The organism is Brevibacterium sp. FAM 24630, assembly GCF_049804075.1.
GTDB lineage: Bacteria > Actinomycetota > Actinomycetes > Actinomycetales > Brevibacteriaceae > Brevibacterium.
The window spans coordinates 155,453-178,116 of sequence record NZ_JBNBZD010000007.1 but is presented as its reverse complement, the minus strand read 5'-3'; the positions used below and the strand labels follow the sequence as shown (position 1 = coordinate 178,116).

The 22,664-nt window shown below is 65.3% G+C and carries 21 protein-coding genes; 13 read left to right on the top strand and 8 right to left on the bottom strand.

Going from position 1 to position 22,664, the window contains the following annotated elements; all coding sequences use genetic code 11:
* The first annotated feature begins 28 nt into the window (after positions 1–28).
* Together ACPUD7_RS07880 and ACPUD7_RS07875 are read left to right on the top strand one after the other, a co-directional pair.
* On the top strand, positions 29–1,345 hold the full coding sequence (locus tag ACPUD7_RS07880; RefSeq protein ID WP_425119554.1) for a PIG-L family deacetylase: 1,317 nt from the start codon (positions 29–31) through the stop codon (positions 1,343–1,345).
* A gap of 57 nt (positions 1,346–1,402) precedes the next feature.
* Positions 1,403–3,160, top strand: coding sequence for a VanW family protein (locus ACPUD7_RS07875; protein ID WP_425119553.1), 1,758 nt, complete (start codon positions 1,403–1,405; stop codon positions 3,158–3,160).
* A gap of 64 nt (positions 3,161–3,224) precedes the next feature.
* Here ACPUD7_RS07875 and ACPUD7_RS07870 read toward each other — a convergent pair whose 3' ends face one another.
* A complete protein-coding gene (locus tag ACPUD7_RS07870; protein ID WP_425119552.1) occupies positions 3,225–4,310 on the bottom strand; it encodes an N-acetyltransferase family protein in 1,086 nt (361 codons plus the stop codon).
* Positions 4,311–4,501: 191 nt separating this feature from the next.
* Between ACPUD7_RS07870 and fdxA the strand changes: the two genes are divergently transcribed.
* From fdxA to ACPUD7_RS07855, 3 genes are all read left to right on the top strand, one after another.
* Positions 4,502–4,828 carry a ferredoxin gene (fdxA, locus tag ACPUD7_RS07865; RefSeq protein ID WP_135538806.1) on the top strand — a complete coding sequence of 109 codons (327 nt, stop codon included), beginning with the start codon at positions 4,502–4,504 and terminating at the stop codon, positions 4,826–4,828.
* A gap of 3 nt (positions 4,829–4,831) precedes the next feature.
* A complete protein-coding gene (dapC, locus tag ACPUD7_RS07860) occupies positions 4,832–5,953 on the top strand; it encodes a succinyldiaminopimelate transaminase (protein ID WP_135538804.1) in 1,122 nt (373 codons plus the stop codon).
* A 277-nt stretch (positions 5,954–6,230) separates the two neighbouring features.
* A complete protein-coding gene (locus tag ACPUD7_RS07855; RefSeq protein ID WP_425119551.1) occupies positions 6,231–7,514 on the top strand; it encodes a citrate synthase in 1,284 nt (427 codons plus the stop codon).
* 947 nt (positions 7,515–8,461) lie between these two features.
* On the opposite strand, the gene dapD is transcribed toward ACPUD7_RS07855, so the two are convergent.
* Positions 8,462–9,406, bottom strand: a complete 945-nt coding sequence (dapD, locus tag ACPUD7_RS07850; RefSeq protein WP_135538800.1) for a 2,3,4,5-tetrahydropyridine-2,6-dicarboxylate N-succinyltransferase — start codon at positions 9,404–9,406, stop codon at positions 8,462–8,464.
* 42 nt (positions 9,407–9,448) lie between these two features.
* Here dapD and dapE point away from each other — a divergent pair, with 42 nt between their 5' ends.
* The 6 genes from dapE to ACPUD7_RS07820 all read left to right on the top strand — a co-directional run bounded on the left by dapE (position 9,449) and on the right by ACPUD7_RS07820 (position 14,260).
* Entirely contained in the window at positions 9,449–10,615 is a 1,167-nt protein-coding gene (gene dapE / locus ACPUD7_RS07845; protein WP_135538798.1) for a succinyl-diaminopimelate desuccinylase, read from the top strand.
* A gap of 5 nt (positions 10,616–10,620) precedes the next feature.
* Complete coding sequence (locus ACPUD7_RS07840) at positions 10,621–11,418, top strand: TIGR00730 family Rossman fold protein (RefSeq protein ID WP_135538796.1); 798 nt, start codon at positions 10,621–10,623, stop codon at positions 11,416–11,418.
* On the top strand, positions 11,415–12,314 hold the full coding sequence (gene folP / locus ACPUD7_RS07835; protein WP_240689682.1) for a dihydropteroate synthase: 900 nt from the start codon (positions 11,415–11,417) through the stop codon (positions 12,312–12,314). The genes ACPUD7_RS07840 and folP overlap by 4 nt, the downstream gene beginning before the upstream one ends.
* A 35-nt stretch (positions 12,315–12,349) precedes the next feature.
* Positions 12,350–12,742, top strand: a complete 393-nt coding sequence (locus ACPUD7_RS07830; RefSeq protein ID WP_135538794.1) for a DivIVA domain-containing protein — start codon at positions 12,350–12,352, stop codon at positions 12,740–12,742.
* Positions 12,739–13,974: a hypothetical protein gene (locus ACPUD7_RS07825; protein WP_135538793.1), complete on the top strand. Its 1,236-nt coding sequence runs from the start codon at positions 12,739–12,741 to the stop codon at positions 13,972–13,974. The genes ACPUD7_RS07830 and ACPUD7_RS07825 overlap by 4 nt, the downstream gene beginning before the upstream one ends.
* A 115-nt stretch (positions 13,975–14,089) precedes the next feature.
* A complete protein-coding gene (locus tag ACPUD7_RS07820; protein ID WP_135538791.1) occupies positions 14,090–14,260 on the top strand; it encodes a DUF3117 domain-containing protein in 171 nt (56 codons plus the stop codon).
* 77 nt (positions 14,261–14,337) lie between these two features.
* Here the strand turns inward: ACPUD7_RS07820 and ACPUD7_RS07815 are convergent, their stop codons facing one another.
* Entirely contained in the window at positions 14,338–14,973 is a 636-nt protein-coding gene (locus ACPUD7_RS07815; protein WP_135538789.1) for an O-methyltransferase, read from the bottom strand.
* Positions 14,974–15,010: 37 nt separating this feature from the next.
* The gene (locus tag ACPUD7_RS07810; RefSeq protein ID WP_135538788.1) at positions 15,011–15,343 is read right to left on the bottom strand and encodes an MGMT family protein; all 333 of its coding nucleotides are present in this window, start codon (positions 15,341–15,343) and stop codon (positions 15,011–15,013) included.
* Between the two features lie 82 nt (positions 15,344–15,425).
* Between ACPUD7_RS07810 and ACPUD7_RS07805 the strand changes: the two genes are divergently transcribed.
* A complete protein-coding gene (locus ACPUD7_RS07805; protein ID WP_135538786.1) occupies positions 15,426–15,878 on the top strand; it encodes a twin-arginine translocase TatA/TatE family subunit in 453 nt (150 codons plus the stop codon).
* A 67-nt stretch (positions 15,879–15,945) separates the two neighbouring features.
* On the opposite strand, the gene ACPUD7_RS07800 is transcribed toward ACPUD7_RS07805, so the two are convergent.
* Genes ACPUD7_RS07800 through ACPUD7_RS07785 form a run of 4 tightly spaced genes read right to left on the bottom strand, consistent with a single transcriptional unit; the run spans position 15,946 to position 20,414 of the window.
* Positions 15,946–17,397, bottom strand: coding sequence for a polysaccharide deacetylase family protein (locus tag ACPUD7_RS07800; protein WP_425119550.1), 1,452 nt, complete (start codon positions 17,395–17,397; stop codon positions 15,946–15,948).
* Between the two features lie 10 nt (positions 17,398–17,407).
* On the bottom strand, positions 17,408–18,529 hold the full coding sequence (locus ACPUD7_RS07795; protein WP_135538782.1) for an Mrp/NBP35 family ATP-binding protein: 1,122 nt from the start codon (positions 18,527–18,529) through the stop codon (positions 17,408–17,410).
* The gene (locus ACPUD7_RS07790; RefSeq protein WP_425119549.1) at positions 18,526–19,137 is read right to left on the bottom strand and encodes a DUF1003 domain-containing protein; all 612 of its coding nucleotides are present in this window, start codon (positions 19,135–19,137) and stop codon (positions 18,526–18,528) included. The genes ACPUD7_RS07795 and ACPUD7_RS07790 overlap by 4 nt, the downstream gene beginning before the upstream one ends.
* Positions 19,138–19,139: 2 nt before the next feature.
* Positions 19,140–20,414 (bottom strand): magnesium transporter MgtE N-terminal domain-containing protein, encoded by a 1,275-nt coding sequence (locus ACPUD7_RS07785; RefSeq protein WP_425119548.1) that lies wholly within the window; start codon positions 20,412–20,414, stop codon positions 19,140–19,142.
* A 258-nt stretch (positions 20,415–20,672) separates the two neighbouring features.
* Between ACPUD7_RS07785 and ACPUD7_RS07780 the strand changes: the two genes are divergently transcribed.
* Positions 20,673–22,598 (top strand): calcineurin-like phosphoesterase C-terminal domain-containing protein, encoded by a 1,926-nt coding sequence (locus ACPUD7_RS07780; RefSeq protein ID WP_425119547.1) that lies wholly within the window; start codon positions 20,673–20,675, stop codon positions 22,596–22,598.
* Positions 22,599–22,664 lie beyond the last annotated feature (66 nt).

Genomic DNA, 22,664 nt, shown 5'->3' with positions numbered 1-22,664 from the left:
CTCGAGCACCCAGAGCACCCAGGAACACATGACCGCCACGCCACGCGTCCTCCTCGTGCACGCTCATCCCGACGATGAGACGATCACGACGGGAGGCACAATCGCTGCGTTGGTCTCCGAGGGTGCCGAGGTCATGGTCCTCACCGCCACGCGCGGTGAGGGCGGCGAGGTGATCCCGGCCGAGCTCAAACACCTCGAAGGCGACCGTGCCGGTCTGGCGGAGGTCCGCGAACAGGAGATCGCCGAGGCGATGCGTGCCCTCGGGGTGCGCCTGCACACCTTCCTCGGCGGATCCACACGCGTCTTCGAGGACTCGGGGATGGAATGGGGCCCCGACGGTCATGCCCGTCCCGCCTCCGAGATGTCCGAGGATGCCCTGTGCGCGGCCGATGTCACGACCGTGGCACGGCAAATCGCCGCGGTCATCGACGCCTTCTGCCCGCACGCGGTCATCACCTACGCCGCCAACGGCGGCTACGGCCACCCCGACCACGTCCGGGTCCACGAAGCGACGACGGCCGCGATCGACCTCGCCGAATGGCGGGTCGGTCGGCTGCTCTTTGTCGACACCCCCACCGATGTGGCCCGCCGAATCTTCGACCCCGCACAGGATGGATTCGCTGCCACCGGGTTCGCCGCCGCCGACTCGATCCCGGCCAAACCTCCGGTCGGTCAGATCGTCATCGGTCAGGATGTGTCCTCGGTGCTCCCGGCCAAACGCACAGCGTTGCAGGCCCACCGCACCCAGGTCAGCGTCTCCGATCGCTTCTTCGCCCTGTCGAACGGCGTCGGGCAGGCGATCGGCGATCACGAGTACTTCTCCATCGGTGCCGGAGCTGAGATTCCCGCCGAGGCGCTGCGTGAGGGTCCGGCTCCGCACGTGCTCACCGGTCTCGACCTCGCAGCGGTGGATGCCCAGGAACAGGGTGCGGCGCCGATGCGTCGTCGTCGGGAACCGCGCAGACCGGGGGTCTTCGCGTACCTGCACGCTGCCGTGCTCGCGGTGATCATCGCCTTGCTCGGTGCCATGCAGCATCTCAATGCCACGGTGGTCAACCTCGGCGATACTCCGCTCATTCTGCCGTGGGGCCTCGTGCTGTCTCTGCTGCTGGCCGCGGCGGGGCTGTGGCATCTGAAGACGATGTATCGCAGCAGCGCACCGATGCTCCTGGCAGCAGTGGTCATCGCCGTACTGTCCTACATTCTCGGACAGCCGAGCTGGCTGCCGGGCGCCGACATGATCGTCACCGGTATGCTGCGTTCCGTCGTCTGGCTGCTGGGACCGATGCTGCTGGCAGCGGTGTTCTCATTCATCAGCGTGCGCGGGCCGAGTCGAACTCGTTAGACTCGTTAGACTCGTCCGCACACAGCCGAACCAGTCGTTCGCGACATTCTCGGGAGAATGATGTCGACTCAGACCCTATCCGACGGAAACTCGCACCCCGGTCGGCGGCCGGCCGGTGATGACGCGCGGAAGAAGATCTGGCCCGTCGTCGTCCTGCTCAGCGTCGTCGTCCTTGCGGCGCTCTACATCATCATCGGATTCTTCAGCGGACGCGTGCTGGGATCGGGAACCACCGTCGCCGGCATCGACATCGGCGGCAAGAGCGCCACCGAAGCGGAGAACACTCTGCGCAACGATCTGCGCGAGAAGGCGGAGAAGACGATTGTGCTCCAAGCCGGGGAGCCGACGGCGAAACTCGATCCGACGAAGGCCGGCATCACCTTCGACGCCGAGGCGACGGTCGAGCGAGTCACGGGATTCTCCCTCGACCCCACCGTCATCTGGCACCGCCTGTTCGGGGAGGACGAGGTCGCCCCGGTCATCGACGTCGATGAGGAGAAGTTCGACTCCGCCACTGCGAAGGTCACCGAATCGCTTGCCGTCGAACCGACGAACGCGGAGCTGAGCTTTGAGAAGACCACTCCGAAGGTCAAGGACGGGAAGAACGGGCAGACTGTCGACACCGCACAGGTGCGCACCGCGATCGACAAGCATTGGCTGCGCACGGATGGGGCGCTGCCCGTCGAACCGAGCGACGTGGAACCGGACATCACCACCGCCGAGGCGCAGGAGACGGCCGATGGGTTCGCCGAGGATGCGGTGAGCGCAGACGTGACGATCACCGCGAAGCCCGGCAAGGGCGCGGACTCGTCCGTCAAGGGCGGTGAGCTCAGTGTCTCTCCGAAGATCATTGCGAAGACGCTGACATTCAAGGCGAAGGACTCGAAACTCGTTCCGGTCTTCGACCAGGACGAACTGCAGGAATCGGTGCTCGCCGCGAACAAGGGCATCGGCAAACCGGCGAAGGATGCGAGCTACACGATCAAGGACGGAAAGCCGCAGGTCGTTCCCGCCGAGGACGGCATCGGGATCAAAGCGAAGGAACTGAGCGCCGCGGTCACCGATGCCATCAACGGCAAAGACGAGAACCCGACGGTCTCCCTGGCTTCGGTCAAACCCGACTTCACGACGAAGGACGCGGAGAAGGCGGATATGTCCTCGACCGTCTCCCACTTCTCCACCGGGTACAGCTCGGATCCCAACCGCGACACCAACCTGCGCGTGGCGTCGAAGAAGGTCTCGGGAACCGTGCTGCAGCCGGGTGAGCAGTTCTCCCTCAACGAGGCCCTTGGCCAGCGCACCGGCGCCAACGGGTACAAGCCCGCCGGCGTGATCTCGGACGGACAGATGAAGGAGGACTACGGCGGGGGAGTCTCGCAGGTGTCGACGACTCTGTTCAATGCGGCGTTCTTCGCCGGATTCGACCTCGACGAGCACCAGGCCCACTCGCGCTACATCTCCCGCTACCCCGAGGGCCGGGAGTCGACGCTCGACTGGTCGTCGATCGACCTGAAGTTCACGAACACCTCGAAGTCACCGGTCGTCCTCGACATGTACCTCAAGGGCGGGGAAGTCCATGCGAAGGTCTTCGGCGTCAAGAAGTACGAGGTCTCGGCCGATGCCTCCGACCGGTTCAACCGCACTTCACCGGGATCCGTCACCGAGAGCGGTCCTTCCTGCACCCCGCAGGCGCCGAAGGGCGGATGGTCGATCAAGATCACCCGCACCCTCAAGGACATCAGCTCGGGACGGACGACGCAGGACGGGTTCACCACCGTCTACCGCCCCGTGAACAAGGTCGAGTGCAAAGACTGAACCCGACGCTGTTCGGGACCGTCTCCGCGTGTGTGCGACTCGGCCGCGGTTCAGCTGGCCGAACTCAGCGCTGCTCGGCGTACCACGAACGATGACGGACGGTGGCTCCGAGTGAAGTGAAGAGGTTGATCGACGCTTCATTGCCGGCTTCGATATCGACGAGGTAAGACCGCACACCACGTTGAGCGAGCAGAGCTGCCGCCGCCTGCGCCACTGATCGCCCGGCGCCTCGACGGCGCAGGTCGGGGCGGGTGATGAGGTTCGTGACAACGCCCCATTTGCTGCGTTCCACGACACGGCAGGCGGCGACCATCGACCGGGAGCCGTCGGGATGCGCGGCGTAGGCGGTGACGAACTCACACGGCTGGTCGGCAGCGATGAGCGCACGGAAGGCTTCGGCCGAATCCGGAGCGTCGCCGGGACTGCGCTGACTCGTCCACGCCGCGAAATGTTCGGGAGTCGGCGCATCGGCAACGTCGATGAGCAGACCGGGGGCGGCCGCCTCGGCGGGGGAGGACGCACCTGCCGCGGCTTCCGCGGTGGCACCTGTGAGCAGGAGCACCGCCTCGGAGGGGGTGTAGCCGCGTGCCGAGAGCAGGGGAGCAAGCCCCTCGCATTCCGGTGCCAGCGCGGCCGAATCATCGGCCGAGTAGATCTGGATCCGACTGGGCTTCTCCCGCGTCCGATACCACTCCTCGACCGCGTCGAGGGCCTGTTCCCAGCCCAGGCCGGAATCGGACACGGGCAGGCAGCTGTTGGCCCGTCGCGTCGCGGACTCGGAATTGCGCAGCAGCCACCCCTTCTGGAGCAGGCTCATATCCGCGCCGGATTCGCTGCCCTCGTTGCGCAGGTTCTCCACATGCAGCCAGGACACATCCTGCGGCAGCCAGGCCGCGGCCGAAATTCGGCGGAGGTCGACGGCGGATACGATCTCATGAGTTCGGCCGGCTTTCGTCGGGGCCGGCGGCACCTCGTGCACGAGGAGGATCTGGGCTCGGGCAATGCGCAGCGGACCGCGCTTCGTGTCGATCTCGACACCCGCCTCGTCGGCATCGGTGATGACGCCGAGCGCATCAGAGGTCGAATGGGTGTCCCCGGGATCGAGCGCATACCGCACGACCACTCGTCTGCCGGGCTGCAGATCGTCCACTTCTCGCCTTCCTCCGCCGGATCTGTGCCCTCCCAGCCTAAGTCACCACGGCGGCCCGCCGCCGCAACGCATCACCGCCCGGGGCAGATGCAATGCGAATCACCCGAGACGGGTGGGCAAGGAGATCGGGCGAAGGCGTATTGTGGGACGTATATGCGCACCATCTGTGAGTCTTGCGAGGAGTCAGTCCAGTGACGTACATCATTGCCCAGCCCTGTGTCGATCTCAAAGACAAGGCGTGCATCGACGAATGCCCTGTCGACTGCATCTACGAGGGCGAACGCAGTCTCTACATCCACCCCGATGAGTGTGTCGACTGCGGTGCCTGTGAACCTGTCTGCCCCGTCGAGGCGATCTTCTACGAGGACGATGTCCCGGACGAATGGGAAGAGTACTACAAGGCGAACGTCGAATTCTTCGATGACCTCGGATCGCCCGGTGGTGCCGCGAAGCTCGGCAACACCCACAAGGATCATCCGATCATCTCCGCCCTTCCCCCGCAGAGCCACGACGTCTGAGCAATGGTGACCTCCTACGGACTTGAGCTGCCGGATTACCCTTGGGACCGGCTCACCGACTTCCGCCGCCGCGCGGCCGAACACTCCGATGGTGTGTGCGATCTGTCGATCGGCACGCCCGTCGATCCCACGCCTGAGGTGATCCGTCGGGCTCTGGCCGATGCGTCAGACGCCCACGGGTACCCGACGACGGCGGGAACCGCCGAGCTGCGCGAAGCGATCGCCTGGTGGTATGAGAACTGGCATTCCGTCCAGCTCGATCCCGCCACCGAGATCCTGCCGACGGTAGGCTCGAAGGAGCTCGTGGCCTGGCTGCCCACGCTGCTGGGTCTTCGACAGCGGGGGCTGGCCGTGGCCTGCCCGTCCGCGGCCTACCCGACCTACGAGATGGGGGCAACGATCGCGGGAGTCGAGTGCCGTCGCATCGACGCCGCCGACATCGTCGCCGGAGTTTCGCTCGAGGGCATCGGCTTGGTGTGGATCAACACCCCGAGCAACCCGACCGGGGAGGTGCTCGATGCCGACACCCTCGCCGAGGTGGTCCGCCGGGCTCGTGCCGCCGGAGTCGTTCTCGCGTCCGACGAATGTTACGGACTGCTCAACTGGGAATCGGACGGACCGGCTCCCAGCGTGCTCTCGGTCGCGGGGGAGTCCCATACGGGTGTGCTCAGCGTCTACTCGATGTCGAAGCAGTCGAATCTCGCCGGCTACCGTGCCGCGTTCGTCGCCGGTGACGGCGAGCTCATCGCCGACCTGACCCGTTCGCGCAAGCACGCGGGAATGATCGTGCCCTTCCCGGTCCAGGCGGCCATGATCGCCGGCCTGCGGGACACCGCACACGTGCTGGCTCAGAAAGAGGTCTATCGACAGCGGCGGGAACTGCTGCGTTCTGGACTCGTCGACTTCGGATTCCGCATCGATCATTCGAGCGCGGGACTCTACCTGTGGTCGACGGCTGGGAAGAGCTGCTGGGACTCACTGGCCGATCTCGCTGAGCTGGGCATCGTTGCCGGACCGGGCGAATTCTATGGTGAGGCAGCCGATGACCATGTGCGGATCGCGTTGACGGCCACCGATGAGCGCATCTCGGCCGCAGCCGAGCGGCTTCGTCAGGCAGCGGCCTAGCCGAGCGGATCGGTCGGGCGTGCGGACTCTGCGCTGGGCGCATCCCTGTGCTGGGTCCGATCAGGAAGGAACCCTTGAATTCTAAGCTTCTGCCAAGTGTCCGCAGAGGCTGCATTCAGGACGAAAAATCTCGTATTTGTCGAGATCAACAGTATTACTGACGAGTAGATGCAGGGTGAACTGATTTTCTCATTCCTGCACTTGTCGGTAGTCTTTGAAGGAACTGTGCAAGACACCTCAGGAAGTTCTTGGGGTACGTCAACGGTGAGGAGATCGAATGACTTCGGAGGCGAACCTCAGGATCGCTGATACGGAGCTGACGCTGCCCGAGGTGTCGGCGTCAGCGGGCAACAACGGATACCGTATCGGCTCTCTGCTGAAAGAGACCGGCTCGGTGACCTACGATCCAGGGTTTGCCAACACTGCATCCACCTCGTCGTCGATCACCTTCATCGATGGTGACGAAGGTGTGCTGCAGTACCGCGGCTATCCGATCGAGCAGCTCGCTGAACAGTCGAACTTCGTCGAAGTCTGCTACCTCCTCATCTACGGTGAGCTGCCGACGCAGGAACAGTACGATGCCTTCGACGCCCGCCTGCGCGGACACACGATCGTGCATGAGGATCTGCGCCGGTTCTTCCGCGCTTTCCCCTACGATGCGCATCCGATGCCTATGGTTGCAGCGGCGGTCGCGGCTTTGTCGACGTTCTACCAAGATGACCTCGATGTCTTTGACGAAGGTCAGATCGATACCTCATCATTCCGCCTGCTCGCGAAGATGCCGACCATCGCGGCTCTCGCTCATCGGAAGAACATGGGCCTGCCGGTCATCCACCCGGACAATTCGCTGAGCCTGGTCGAAAACTTCCTGCGAGTGAACTTCGGTGTTCCGGCCGAGGAGTACGAACCGGACCCGCTGGCTGTGAAGGCCATGGATCAGCTGTTCATCCTCCACGCCGATCACGAGCAGAACTGCTCAACGTCGACCGTGCGTCTTGTCGGCTCGTCCCAGGCCAACGTCTTCCAGTCGATTTCGGCCGGCGTCAACGCCCTGGCCGGCCCGCTGCACGGGGGAGCGAACTCCGCAGTGCTCGAGATGCTGCAGAACATCGCAGCCTCGGACGACGGTCCGAAGAAGTTCATGGAGCGGGTGAAGAACAAGGAAGACGGTGTGCGTCTCATGGGCTTCGGACACCGCGTGTACAAGAACTACGACCCGCGCGCAAAGATCATCAAGAAGACCGCCGATGAGGTGCTCGCTCGTTCCGGTGGCGATCCGCTGCTCGAGCTCGCTCAGCAGCTCGAGGAGATCGCGCTGGCCGACGACTACTTCGTCGAGCGCAAGCTCTACCCGAACGTCGACTTCTACACGGGCCTCATCTACAAGGCTCTGGGATTCCCGACGAACATGTTCACTGTGCTCTTCTCCGTCGGTCGTCTGCCCGGCTGGATCGCTCAGTGGCGCGAAATGATCAAGGATCCCGAGACGAAGATCGGCCGCCCACGCCAGATCTACACGGGTGCGCACTCCCGCGACTACAAGGAGATCAGCGACCGCTGAGTCGACTGAGACAGCGTCAAGCGGCGCCGACAGCGTCAAGCGGCGCCGGAGCAGATTTCTCTGCCCGGCGCCGTTGCGCATTCACCGACTTCGGCCTCACCTCACCGCCGCACCCCGGCGGTCCCGCCGAGCGCTGCTGCCGCACCCCGGAAACCTCGCTCCGCACCCCGCTTCCCGCTGCTGCCGCACCCTGGGAACCTCTCTCCGCACCGCCGCACCCCGGCGGCCCCGTACTTGGGCTAAGCATCTCCCGCCTACGGGGAAGCGGCCCTCACCGTTTCCGCCGCTTTGTACCGCTAGCCGTTTCATCTACAGCTGGCGACTGCATCCATCACCGGTAGCTTCACACCGCCCTGCAGGACCACGGTGGTGTGCGGCTAGCGGTGGGTGATGCTTGAAACCCGGTCCGAAATTGCCTCGGCGCGGTCCACTTTCGTCGCGAATGGGTCGTGGGTATCGGCCCGGTGTCCTCGTGGACGGGGCTGGAGTAGGACCGCTGAGTCGGAGGATTGTACAGCGCTGGAAGCCCCTCCGGCAGCTGCTGACGCTTCCCATCACAGGCATCCGTCACCGTTAGCCGCACAACGCCCTGCAGGACCACGGGGTTGTGATGATTGCTGTTGGAATTGGCGGAGACGGTGAGTGGTGACTGCAGGGGTGAGGGGTGCTGCCGGGGGCGATGCTGCGGGTACCGGATGCTTGGGGATCTGCTCGTTGACGCGAGTGATTGTGCGAGTGAATGCGGCGAGGGCGCGCTCACTTCATGTGAACGCGCCCTCGTCAGGCGGTCGCCTCGGCCGAAACCCCACGTCAGGCGGTCGTCTCGGCCGAAACCCCAAGTCAGGCGGTCGCCTCGGACCGAAACGTCAGTGGTCAGATGGACTGTCGGCCGCAGATGCCGGCAGCCGACCGCGGAACCTCAAACACCGCCGAGGCTCAGCCAGCGATCAGTGCAGGTCGGGGTTGAGCTCGATGCCCTTGGAATCACGAGCGATGGCCTCGACGGCACCGGAGACCGAATTGCGGCGGAAGAGGATGTTGTTCTTGCCGCTGAGCTCGCCGGCCTTGACCACCGCGCCGTCCTCACCGGGGACCGTCACACGTGTGCCGGCGGTGATGTAGAGGCCGGCTTCGACGATGCAGTCATCTCCGATCGAGATGCCGACACCGGCGTTGGCACCCAAGAGGCTGCCCGAACCGATCGAGATTCGGTGCGTGCCGCCTCCGGAAAGCGTGCCCATGATCGACGCGCCGCCACCGATGTCCGAGCCGTCGCCGACGACGACGCCCTGGGAGATGCGTCCCTCGACCATGGCCGAACCGAGCGTGCCGGCGTTGAAGTTCACGAAGCCCTCGTGCATGACGGTGGTGCCGGGGGCCAAATGGGCGCCGAGGCGGACACGGTCGGCATCGGCGATGCGCACACCGGAGGGAATGACGAAGTCGGTCATGCGGGGGAACTTGTCGAGTCCGTAGACGGCGACGGGACCGCGAGCGAGCAGCTTCGCGCGGGTGGCCTCGAACTCATCGGGGGAGCAGGCGCCGAACGACGTCCACACGACGTTGGCGATGTGCCCGAAGATCCCGTCGAGGTTGACGTCGTTGGGCGTCACCAGTCGTTGGGACAGGGCGTGCAGACGCAGGTAGGCATCCGCCGCCGAGGCGGGGCCTGCGTCGAGATCGATCGTGGTGGTGACGACTTCGGCGCGGGTGCCGCGAGCGTCGTCGGTGCCCACGAGAGCGTCGAGACCGTCGTCGGCAGCGCGGGCGGTGGCGGCCGCCTCGGCGGATTCGGGGGTATCAGCCGTGCTCAGGGTGGGATACCAGACGGAGAGGACGATGTCGGAATGGATCGTGGCAAGTCCACGTGCGGATACGATGCGTTCTGTCATGCCTTAAGCCTAGACGGTGGGGGCAGTACTAGGCTAAGGGACATGACTGTCGATCCATCTGCTGAGACCGAGTCCATCTTCGCACCCACGACTGAGCTCGGTGAGTACCTGTTCGCCGCCCTCGGCGACCCGGCCGAACTCACCGGCCGCCTCTGCGCGGTCGAATCCGTCTCCGGCAACGAAACCGTGTTGGCCGACGCCGTCGTCGAGGTGCTCGAACGCATCAGCGGCGGCCCGGGACCGGAACTCGAGATCCTTCGCGACGGAGATACGGTCGTCGCCCGCACCAGCCTGGGCCGGGCCGAACGGATCGTCGTCGCCGGACACCTCGACACCGTTCCCGTCGAAGACAACCTGCCGCCGGTGAGGACCACGATGACCGGGGCGGACTACCCCACGGACGAAGTGATCTGGGGACGCGGATCCTGCGATATGAAGGCCGGAGTCGCCATGCAGCTGTCCACGGCCGCAGCCCTTGAGGACCCGAGCCGCGACGTCAGCTGGGTCTTCTACGACCATGAGGAAGTCGACGCCTCACTCAACGGTCTCGGCCGGGTCGCGCGCACTCATCCGGACTGGTTGACAGGCGATTTCGCGATCCTCGGCGAACCCTCGAATGCTTCGGTCGAAGGCGGCTGCAACGGCACCATCCGCGTCGACGTCACCACCACCGGGGTGCGCGCGCATTCGGCGCGCGCGTTCATGGGCGTCAACGCCATCCATGCCGCTGCGCAGGTGCTCTCCCGTTTGGCCGAACATGAGACGGAGACCGTCACGGTCGACGGGCTCGACTACCGCGAATCCCTGTCCGCGGTGAACATCAGCGGAGGTGTGGCCGGCAACGTCGTTCCCGACGAATGCGTCGTGTCCGTGAACTACCGGTTCGCCCCGAGCAGGTCCGCCGCGGAAGCCGAAGCGTTCCTGCGCGAGTTCTTCACCGGCTTCGACATCGTCGTCACCGACGCTGCCGAGGGTGCCCGGCCCGGCCTCGACCGGCCCATTGCGCAGGACTTCATCGACACACTCGGCCTGTCGCCGGCGCCGAAGCTGGGGTGGACCGACGTGTCGCGGTTCAGTGCGCTCGGGGTCCCGGCGGTGAATTTCGGTCCCGGGAACCCGCTGTATGCCCACAAGTCCGACGAGCATGTCAGAGTCGCCGAGGTGGAGCAGGCCACCCGGACCCTGCTCAGCTACCTCGAAGGCCGGTGAACACGGTGAACGACAGAGGCGAATCCGCTGACTACGGCGCCGTCCCGAGCGGTGACGGCCCCGCCCCGAGCGACAGGCAGCCCGAGTACTACAGCAAGGGCCCGCTGCGTCTGCGCGGGGACCAGGTGCCGGAGACGACGACGGACCAGCGTCTGCTCGAAGCGGGGACGAGTGCGGAGTGGGTGCACGAAGACCCGTGGCGGGTGATGCGCATCCAAGCCGAATTCGTCGAAGGCTTCAGCTCCCTGGCCGAGGTCGGACCGGCCGTCGCGATCTTCGGCTCAGCCCGGCTCCACGCCGACACTCAGGCGTATGCGGACACTCGTGAGATCGCCCGCCGGCTGGCCGAATCCGGCAACGCCGTCATCACCGGCGGGGGACCGGGCATCATGGAGGCAGGCAACCTCGGCGCCGTCGACGGCGGAGGGGTGTCGATCGGCCTGGGCATCGAACTGCCCTTCGAATCGGGCCTGAACGACCACGTCGAGCTCGGCGTGCACTTCCGCTACTTCTTCGTCCGCAAAACGATGTTCCTCAAATACTCCCGCGGCTTCGTCGTCATGCCCGGCGGCTTCGGCACCCTCGACGAACTCTTCGAAGCTTTCACCATGGTCCAGACAGGCAAGGTGACGTCATTCCCGATCGTCCTCTTCGGCACCGCCTACTGGCAGGGTCTCGTCGACTGGATGCGCGATAGCCTGCTCGCCAACGGCACGATCAGCGACAAGGATCTGTCCCTCTTCACCCTCACCGACGATATCGACGAGGCCGTGGCCACGATCGAAGCGGGAAGCACATCGTGAAAGATCGCACCGACGCTGCCGCGGATATGTCCCGCTTCGACCTCAGCCAGGCCCGGGCGGGGGCACCGGCGATCATGGCGGTGATCAACCGCACGACCGATTCGTTCTACGAATCCGCCGCCACCTTGGACGAGGCGATCACCGCGGTTGCCGCGGCCGCCGACGACGGCGCGCACATCGTCGACATCGGGGGAGTGCGTGCGGGGAGGGGTCGGGAGATCTCCGTCGCCGAGGAGATCGACCGCGTGTGCCCAACGATCGAGGCCGTGGCCCGAGCCCACCCGCACGTGCTCATCAGCGTCGACACCTGGCGCCACGAAGTCGCCGAAGCGGCCTGCCGGGCCGGCGCCGGTCTTCTCAACGACACGTGGGCCGGGGTCGATCCGCAGATGGCCGAGGTGGCTTCCCGGAACAAGGTCGGCCTCGTCTGCTCCCACACCGGGGGATTGGATCCCCGCACCGATGCGCACCGCAATCGCTACGGCCTCCATGCCGGGGACATCGTCGACGCAGCACTTGCCGGAGTCATCGACCTCGCCGAGGCGGCCCGTGCCGCCGGTGTCCCCGACGAGAAGATCATCATCGACCCCACCCCGGACTTCGGGAAGAACACCTATCAGTCGCTGCGTCTGCTGCGGGAGCTCGACCGTTTCACCGCGACCGGACTTCCGGTGCTGCTGGCGATCTCCAGGAAGGACTTCGTCGGCGAAGCCATCGGCGATGTCGCGCCCGAGGACCGGCTGCACGGAACCATCGCAGCAACTGCGCTGGCTGTCGAGAAGGGAGCGGCGATGATCCGGACCCATGATGTCCGCGCCACCGCCGACGCCATCGATGTGACCCTGGCGATCACCGGTGAAGTCGTGCCGAGACACACCGTGCGCGGCCTGCGCTGAGAGTTCGCAACCGGGGTCTGTGCGAAAATGGGCGCATGCCTTTGTGGATTGTGATCGGTGTCGCGGCCGCGATCTTCGTCCTTGTGATCGTCATCGCGGCCAGCTTCAACGTCTTCGCCGCCGAAACCGGTGATGAGGCGCAGGAACGGTGGACCGGCCTGCCCGAAGGATTCACCAGTGCGGACCTCGACACGGTGGGTTTCAGGCCCGCACTGCGCGGATACCGAATGGAAGACGTCGACGAGGCCATGCAGATCCTGCAGGACCGCCTGCGCGTCCTCGAATCCGCGACCGATGTGAGCGCCCAGACGCCCGTCGACTCTGCAGCCGCTGACCCTGCCGGGCCCGAAACTCCCGCACCCTCCACATCCCCTGTCCCCGTCGACACCGCGAATGAGGCACCGGAAACGGCTGCCGAACCACGATGAGCCGTCCTTCCGACCTGCCCGGAATCACCCTCGCCCCCGAAGTCTTCGACTCGTCCCGACTCTCCCGCCTCGGCGCACTGTTCATCGTGCTGCCCGTGTGGCTGCAGGCCCTGGCCGTGTACTTCGTCTCCCGTGTCGTGAGCCTGTCGATCTTCGCCTCTGTCCTCAAATGGCAGGATCCGGCGAACTGGTCATCATCGCCGGTGACGACGACCCTCAACGACTTCCTCAACTTCTGGGACGGCGGTTGGTACGCCCGCGTCGCCGAGGAGGGCTACCCGCACGTCCTGCCCGCCGACGACAGCGGCGCGGTCGCCGAGAACCAGTGGGCCTTCTACCCGCTGCACCCCTCGGTCGTCGGCACCCTGTCCGACCTCACCGGGGTCAGCTACGCAGTCCTGTCTCCGATCGTATCCACTGTGGCCGCCGGGTTGGCGGCCGTCGTCATCCTCCACCTCTTCCGCAAATACGTTGATCCCGGCCAGGCGCTCATGGGACTGGCGCTGGTGATGTTCTTCCCATCGGCGCCGATCCTCTCCACCGGCTACGCCGAATCCCTGACACTGCTGCTGCAGGCGATGGTTCTGTTCCTCCTCGTCGAACGCCGGTACCTGACAGCGCTGCCGGTCGTCGTCCTCATGGACCTGTCCCGACCGGTCGGAGTGGCGTTCTCGTTCTTCATGCTCCTCCATCTCATCGACCGGTTCGTCCACCGTCGCCAGGACCCCTATCCCACCGCCGAGGTGGTCCGATCCTGGACCCTGGGTGTGCTGTCATGTGCGGCCGCCCTCATCCATCCGCTCCACGCGTGGTGGGCGACGGGGTCGCTGACCGCCTACACCGACACCGAGGCGGCCTGGCACACCGGAGAGACGACGTTCGTCGTCCAATGGGTGGCGCAGTCGATCAACCTCATCGGACCCCTGGGCCCGGTTCTGCTCATCATCGTCGTCGCGGGAATGCTCGGCCTGATCTTCTCTCCGGCCGGAGCGCGCATGGGGCGGACGCTGCAGCTGTTCTGCCTCGGCTACGGCATCTACCTGCTCATCTTCTTCAACCCGCAGACCTCGACTCTGCGACTGCTGCTGCCGCTGTTCCCCTTGGCGCTGACACTGGCTCTGGTGCGCTCACGCGGTTACCGGGCCGCGCTGCTCGTCGCATATATCCTGTTCCAGATCATCTGGGTGGCCTACCTGTGGCACTTCACCCCGCCGGCGGATCTGCCGCCGTGAACGATCGTTTATGAGAAAGTTACCCGGATCGTCCGGATCATGGAATAATCGAAGTACAACATTCGGTACACCTGGTGTGAACCGTCTTTGCATGACAACGGAAGGAAGAGCCCACATGGCAGCCCAGAAACCCCGCACCGGCGACGGACCTCTGGAAGTGACCGAAGAAGGCCGAAGCATGGTGATGCGGCTTCCTGTCGAAGGCGGAGGACGTCTGGTGATCGAGCTCAGCAGAGACGAAGCCACAGGACTGCACGACACTCTGGCAGAGACTCTGGGGCTCTGAGCCTCCGGCCGCTGAAGCGGCCGGACAGAACCGCACGAACAGCAGAGACTTCTCGGAAGTCTCTGCTGTTGTCGCATTCACCTGCTCTTCTGCAGCAGCAGCAGTCCTTGGCCGATGGGCAACAGTACCCGGTCGAGGTCTTCCTGCTGGGCGAGGCGGTTGAGCATTCCGCGAGCCGCTTGGGTCCGCGGGCTGCGGTCGACGGGGTCGGCGACAGCGCCCTTGAGCATCGTCTGGTGGATGACGAGGAGACCGTGCGCGTCGAGCAGACGCAGCGATGGCTGGATCATGCGCTCGAGGTTGCTCGGCTCAGAGTCGATGAAGACCATGTCATAAGCGGCCGGAGCGAGTTTCTTGAGTACCTCTTCGGCCCGTCCGCTCATCAGCCGCAGGCGGCCCGGGCGAATTCCCGCCATATCGACGAGGTCGCGGGCGGCACCTTGTGCTGTGGAGTTCGTGTCGATGGAGGTCAGTATGCCGGCGGTGGGCATACCGCGCAGCAGAGCCAGAGTCGAGGTGCCCACTCCTGTTCCGACTTCGACGGCGGCGACCGGGGTGAGGAGTCGGGCGAGGAGCGTCAGCGTCTTCGCCGTCGTCTGGGACACCGGCGCAAGACCGAATTCGTGAGAGTGGGTCCGGGCGGCATCGAGCAGGGGATCGGGGCCGTTGTACTGTTCGGAGAAGGTGAGATCACCTGCAATTTCACGTGACAATCGGCCCCCTCCTTTCCGTTGCTGAGTCCTCCCAAGTCTAACCGCATTCGGGCTCGATTCCGTGAGTGCGCCACAGCTCATCGAGCTCATCGACGTCGAGGAACGCACTCCGGTCGACCCGGGCATGGGAATGCGGAGTGCCTTCATCGGCCCAGTGGCTGCGGGCGCGGGCGAAGATCTCCGGCGGCAGGACTCCCGCGGCGTTGATCACCCTCCACCATGTGACGTTCGAGCCGAATTCCCTCATCACCCGCCCGACATAGCGGGGCGAGCAGCCGGCGACGGCACCCACGGTTCCGTAGGCGACGACACGGGCTTCGGGGACGAGTTCGACGATGCGCAGCACGCGCTCGACCGCTATCTCATCCATCGACGCTCCCGGCACCCGGCGCTCGTCGAACCTGTGCTGACCATGAGTCGATGCTACAGCCGTCCACGGTAGACTGGGTGACATGTTCATGGGTATCAACGGCACCGAAATGGTGATCCTGGTCGTTGTGGCCTTGGTCGTGATCGGACCCAAGCGCCTGCCCGAATACGCAGAGAAGCTGCGTGACTTCGTCCGCCAGATGCGGCGGATGGCCGAGGGAGCGAAGGACAGCGTCCGTCGTGACTTCGGGGACGACTTCAACGACGTGGATTGGCAGAAGCTCGATCCGCGTCAGTACGACCCCCGGCGCATCGTCCGAGAGGCCCTCGTCGAAGAGGATGCTGCGATCCGCGAATCCAAACGTCGGGATCCGCTCGAGGCTCCCGCCGTCGACGCTGCGGACCCGGCGACTGCGGCGGAAAGCTCCGGCACCGAGGCGACTGTGCGGGAGAAGTCACCGATCGAACGGTTCCAAGCCCAGGTCGACCTGCGAGACCGATCCGCGGCCGCCCCGTTCGACTCCGAAGCCACCTGAAGGACCAGGACCCCTTTCGGTTCGCCGGGACGAAAGCGGAGGCGGGTTCGAGCGGAGAGCTCGACTGTCAGTTCTTCTGCACCGATGGGTGCTCGGGGTTCGAACACAGCGGATCGGCGTAGCCGCGGCAGAAGTAGGACCCGGCCTTCTCCCAGGGGATTCCGGCGAAGAGCTCGCGTACGGTCACCGCATACAACCCCTTGTCCGCGACGGTCGCGTATACGGCCGGTGCGGCTTTCGCGGTAGAGGGGTGGATGGAGTGCATGAGCACGACCGAGCCGGGACGGGCATGTGCCTTCACCGCCTTGACGATCTTCTTCGGATCCCTGTGCTGCCAGTCGCCGGTGTCGACGTCCCAGATGATCGACGGTACGCCCACGACATGGGCGGACCGTTTGTCGAGCGCACCATAGGGCGGGCGGACCAGAGGATCAGTGTCGACACCGACCGAATTCAGTGACTTCCGGGTCCGGCGGATCTCCGCACGGATCTTCGCGGAGGGGATCTGGCTGAGTCGCGGATGCCGATAGGTGTGGTTGTCGACCTCGTGACCGTCGGCGATGACCTTGCGAGCCACTTCGGGGAAGTGATCGATGTTCTTGCCGAGGAAGAAGTAGGTCACGCGGATGTCGGCCTCAGCGGCGGCATCGAGGATGGCCTGTTCGGTCGCGGCCTCTCCCGGACCGTCGTCATAGGTCAGTGCTACGCAGGGCAGCAGTGCGCAGGAGAAGTCGGGAGACCGCTGGTCGGCAGGCTGGACCAGTCTCAGCGGGGTGTGCAGCTCATCGGCGACCTGTGTCCCCAGCGGTGTGAGTTCCGCATCCGACACCGGTGTGCCCTCGATGGTCAGCCTTCCGAATTCATCGCCGGAGACCGTCGCAGGGTCCACTGCGGCGGTGAAGAGACTGCGCGCATCGACCGTGGTCTCGGCGTCGAGGTCGGTGAGCAGCACCGCGGTATGCGGCTGCGGTGAATGCTGTTCGACGGTGGTCACGAGGTAGCGGCCCCCTCCGACGAGGACCGAGTTGTCGATGTCGAGCGAGTCCGGATCGGGCGCATCTCTGCCGGGGCCGGGAGCCGCATCCTGAGATTCCGATGCGGGTTCGCCTGAGGCAGTCCGCAGCGGAGCGAATGTCGCCGTCGGCCACCGGTGGACCGGCGAGGTCTGCGGGGGAGAGAACTCAGCTCTGCCGTCGAATCCGCCCGCCTTCTCGATCATCGTCGACAGCCGAGACTCGACGGCTGAGTTCAACGAGGGTGCCCCGGGCACGCCGAAGACATGGATGTTCAGCCGCGGGCTTCGCTTCTCGGCGATGATCGCGTAGCTGCGCATCGATTCGGTCACCAGGGCGCGGTTCTCAGCCGCCGTGGTCCGATGCTGCTGTGCAGTCAGGTCCTTCGCGCTCGGCGGGGCGTGACGGTTCGCGGTGACGACGGCACCGGGCAGGAGGATGAAGAGGCTGAGCGCGAGCGCACAGGAGAACAGTGTGTAGACGAGACCGTCTCCACGGACAGGCAACCGCACTGTCTCAGACCGGGCTGAGACCCAGAGACCTGCCGGACAGTCCGCGAGAGCGCCTGCGCAGGGACTCGGCCAACGTGTCGAAGGCCTGTGCAGCGGGGGACTCGGGGTGGCTGAGCACGACGGGGGTGCCGGCGTCGGATCCTTCGCGCACCTGTGTGTCGAGGGGAATCTGCGCCAGCAGAGGAATCGTGGTCTCGAGCGTCTGCGAGAGGTTCTCGGCCACACTGGTGCCGCCGCCGGTGCCGAAGACATCCAGACGGCTGCCGTCGGGCATCTCCATCCAGGACATGTTCTCGATCACCCCGGACAGCGTCTGCTTCGTCTGGGTGGCGATGGAGCCGGCACGTTCGGCAACCTGAGCCGCGGCCGCCTGCGGGGTGGTCACGACGAGCAGCTCCGAACCGGGCAGCAGCTGGGCCACGGAGATCGCAATGTCACCGGTGCCCGGCGGCAGGTCGAGCAGAAGGACGTCGAGATCGCCCCAGAACACATCGGTGAGGAACTGCTGCAGGGCACGGTGGAGCATGGGGCCTCGCCACACGACGGCCTGGCTCGGCGGGACGAACATGCCGATGCTCATGACCTTCACGTCGTGGCCGATCTGCGGCAGGATCATCTCGTCGACCCGGGTCGGCTTGCCCGAAAGTCCGAGCATGCCCGGGATGGAGAAACCGTAGATATCGGCATCGACGAGGCCGACGCGCAGACCCTTGGCCGCGAGCGAAACCGCGAGGTTCGCCGTCACCGAGGATTTGCCGACCCCGCCCTTGCCGGACGCGATCGCGTACACCTTGGTGAGGGAGTCGGGCCGGTTGAAGGGGATGTCGCGAGTACCGGTTCCCTGCAGCTTCTCCTTCATCGCCTTCCGCTGTTCGGGTGTCATCGTCCCCAGGACGACCGTCACCTCGGTGACTCCCTCGACGCGGGCCACCGCAGCCTTCGTGTCCCTGGAGATCGTGTCCTTGAGCGGGCAGCCGGCGATGGTGAGCAGAACTGTGACGGTGACTTCGCCGCCGTCGATGCTGATGTCGTCGACCATATCGAGCTCAACGATGTTGCGGCGGATCTCGGGATCGATGACGCCGGTCAGTGCCTCTCTCACCGTGTCCACATCGGGACCAGTCATGTCCACGTCCTTTCCTCCCCGGATGAGTGCTCCTGGGGCTTCAACCCTACCCCTTGGGAATCGGCGCCGTCATCCGGCCCCTGGCCCCTGTACCCGGGGTCCTTCGGTTCCGCGGCGGACCGTCCGGGCTCTCTGCTCTCCTCTTCGAGTTCCCTGAGCAGATCCTTGAGTTCGGAGCGGATGAAGTCGCGGGTTGCGACCTCTCGCATGGCGATCCGCAGCGCCGCGACCTCTCGGGCCAGATACTCGGTGTCGGCGAGGTTGCGTTCGGCACGCTGCCGATCGTGTTCGAATTCGACGCGGTCACGGTCGGTGCTGCGGTTCTCCGCGAGGAGGATCAGCGGAGCGGCATAGGAGGCCTGCAGGGAAAGAATGAGGGTGAGCAGAGTGAAGTTCAGCGACCGTGGGTCGAACTGCCAGGACTCGGGAAGCAGAGTGTTCCACCCAAGCCAGACCGCACAGAAGACGGTCATCCCCACGAGGAACGCGGGGGTGCCCATGAACCGGGCGAACGCCTCGGCGCCGCGGCCGAAGGTCTCAGGCGACATGGCGAAGTTCGGCAGTTTGCGTTTGCTCGACCGTGGGATCTCGAAATCGTCAACAGCCATGTCTACCCCCTCCTGATTTCATCACGGCCGGTCGTGCGCCAATCCTCGGGCAGAAGCTCGTCGAGGACGTCGTCGACGGTGACGACTCCGACGAGGCGGTCGTTCTCATCCGTGATCGGCACCGAGACCAGATTGTACGCGGCCAGAAGCTTCGACACCTCGCCCAGAGGGGCTTCCGGCGGCAGCGGTTCGACCTCGGTGTCGAGCATGATGCCCACCGCTTCATGCGGCGGATGACGCAGCATCTCCTGGATGTGGACGAGCCCGAGGTACTTGCCCGTCGGTGTCTCCACGGGCTGTCTGCAGACGAAGACCGCGGAGGCCAGGGCCGCAGGCAGGTCTTCCCGGCGGACGTGGGCCAGCGCCTCGGCGACGGTGGTCTCGGGGGTGAGGATGACCGGTTCGGTCGTCATCAGGCCACCGGCGGTGTCATCGTCGTACGCCAGCAGCGTCCGCACATCCTCGGCGTCATCGGGTTCCATGAGGGCGAGGAACCGTTCGGCCTGGTCGTCGCTGAGTTCGCCGAGCAGGTCAGCGGCGTCATCGGGTTCCATCTCTTCGAGCACCGTCACGGCACGTTCGGTATCGAGGCCGGCGAGGATCTCGATCTGCGTGTCGGCCGGGAGCTCTTCGATGACGTCGGCGAGGCGCTCGTCGTCGAGGGCCCGGGCGACCTGGAGACGGCGCGCCGAGTTCATCTCGAAGAGCACATCGGCGAGGTCGGCAGGCTTCGTGTCCTGGTAGGCGGCGATGAGCTGGGTGGCTTCCTGATCGATGTCGGAGTCGGCCGGATGGTCGGCGTCGGTCCAGTCGATCTGCTTCGTCTCACCGCGCCGGCGGAACGCGGCGAAGGCGGTGCGTTCGGGGACTCGACGCACGAAGAGGCGCGTGACCTCCCAGTCCTTGTTCACCTGCTGCTCGATGCCGACGTCCTCGACGAGGACGGGGGAATCGTCTGCCCGCAGACGCAGCCTGCGGTCGAGGAGATCGTTCATGACCAGCGTCTCCGATCCGCGCTGTTCGAAGCGGCGCATGTTCACCAGGCCGGTGGTGATGACCTGTCCGGAGTCGATGGCGGTGACCCGACCCATGGGGACGAAGACGCGGCGTCTGCCCGGGACTTCGACGACAAGGCCGATGACACGTGGGGACTGCCGCATGGTCGCGCGATAGACGATGACGGCGTCACGAACCCGTCCGACCTGATCGCCGAGAGGGTCGAATACGGGCGCGGAGACGAGCCGGGCGACGAAGACTCTTTTCGGTGGACCAGACATGTTCTCAGACTACGGGGTGGGCGGAGTCCTGCGGGGCCGCCTCGGCGAATTGAACTCAATTCACATTCCGCCGATCCCGGGATGACGGCCTCATGAACGCTGCTGTGACCTCGAATCGCGGACGGTCTGGGGGAGGTGTTCCACGCGCTCACTTCTCCTATTCATCAAGCTGTACTGACGACTTCACTCCCTTGTCGTTCGGCCTGCCTAGCGTCGTGTCACGGCAGATCCAGCCACAGTCGACAACAGGAGTCATCCATGCAGATACGCCGAATCCGCCCTCGCACCACCGTCGCAGGTCTGGGTGCCTGTGCCGTGCTGACACTCTTCGCTCCGCTGCTGTCACCGACCGCTGCGACGGCGGCGGGGGCACCGGCCGAACTCTATGAGGGACACGTGCAGGTCGATCGGGGCCAGGCCGCCGATCCGCAGAAGTTCACGGGTCGGGTCTTCGACGATGCCAACGAGAATTCGAAGCTCGACGACGACGAGGAGGGCGTGGCCGGAGTCGCGGTCACCAACGGCGTCGACGTCGTCCAGACCGACGGCCAGGGGGTCTATGAGCTGCCCGTGCGGGAGAACATGACCGTGTCCGTGACCCAGCCGGCGGGATGGCAGGTTCCCGTCGATGAAGACAAGGTCGCCCAATTCAGCTACAACCATCTGCCCGAAGGATCCGGTGACCTCGAGTTCGGCGGGATCGAACCGACCGGGCAGACGCCGAAGGCAGTGAACTTCCCGATGGTCGAATCGACGGCGTCGGCGAAGTCGGACCAGAACTGCCCGATCGCCGCTGACACGCAGGCCTATGACACCACCGAGATGGGCTATGCCCGTGACGGCGCGGTCGGGGACCTCGCCGACCGTGAGGACTACGGTGCCTGCGGTGTGCTGCTGCTCGGTGACAACGTCGGTGACGACCTCAGCCTCAACGACGAACTGCGCGACATCTACGCGCAGACGAACGGTCCTGTGCGGGTGGCCCCCGGCAACCACGATCAGGACTACGACGCCGTCGACGACTCTCACGCCCTCGACACCTTCCGCGACCAGTTCGGGCCGTCGTATTTCTCCTATGACGTGGGCAAGACCCACTTCGTCGTGCTCGACAGCATCGACTACGAGGGCAAGGCGAATGGGAAGAAGTACAAGGAGAGGATCACCGAGGAGCAGCTGACCTGGCTGGCGAACGATCTGAAGAATGTGCCGAAGAACGCGCAGGTCGTCATCGCCACACACGCGCCCATCGTCACGCACACAGAGGTCGTCGTCGACAACGCGAAGGACTTCTACGATGTCATCGCCGACTACCCGAACGCCGTGACCGTGGGCGGACACACCCACACGCAGGAGAACCTCATCGCCGGTGAGTCGCGCGAGGAATGGGCCGCGGCCGGAATCGAGAAGCTGCCGAACACGCAGATCGTCGCCGGTGCGGTCTCCGGCGACTGGTACTCCGGAGGGCTCAACGCCGATGGCTTGCCGTACTCGTTCACTCAGGACGCTTCGGAGCCGGGAGTGCTCACCCTGGAGTTCGACGGTGCCTCGCGCAGCGAGCGCTACACCGTGCGCAACGAATCCGATGATCATCAGCTGCTGCTCGGTGTGAATTCGCCGGCGTGGCGCGACTGGGCCCAGAAGGCCCAGGACTGGCAGGACGCGGACAAGGCGGGCACCGCTCCGGAGCCGGTCTCCGAACGGGTCGTCACCCGTGATGATCTGAAGGAGGGGCAGACATGGCTGACCTCGAGCTTCCTGGCCGGCACCTCCGATGCCCGAGTCGAAGTCAGCTTTGACGGCAAGGCTCCGAAGCAGAGCGAGCACACACAGCCCGGCCGGGGCGAGGCTCTGGCCAAGGGATGGGAGTTCACGGATCCGTACACGGCCTCGCAGAACCTGCGTACCTCGGGCAATGTCGGACAGTCGAGTTCGCACCTGTGGCGCACCGAGATCCCCTCGAACCTCGATCTGGGCACTCACACCGCAGAGGTGACCGGAACCGACCGCTACGGTCGTGACTTCACGCAGACGATCCGCTTCACCGTGGTCGAAGACGAGGCCCAGGCGAACAGCGAATCCCAGAAGCTGCTGCGCCAGGACGGCTTCGACGTTCAGATGGAGAAGAGCAGCAAGGATCCGCAGGGTCTGGACTCCGAGGAAGCTCAGTCCGCCCGCGAGAACTGAGCGTCACCGGTGCCCACAGTCAGGAACACTGATCCGCAGCCCTGCTGAGAGGCACCAGCGCTGAGA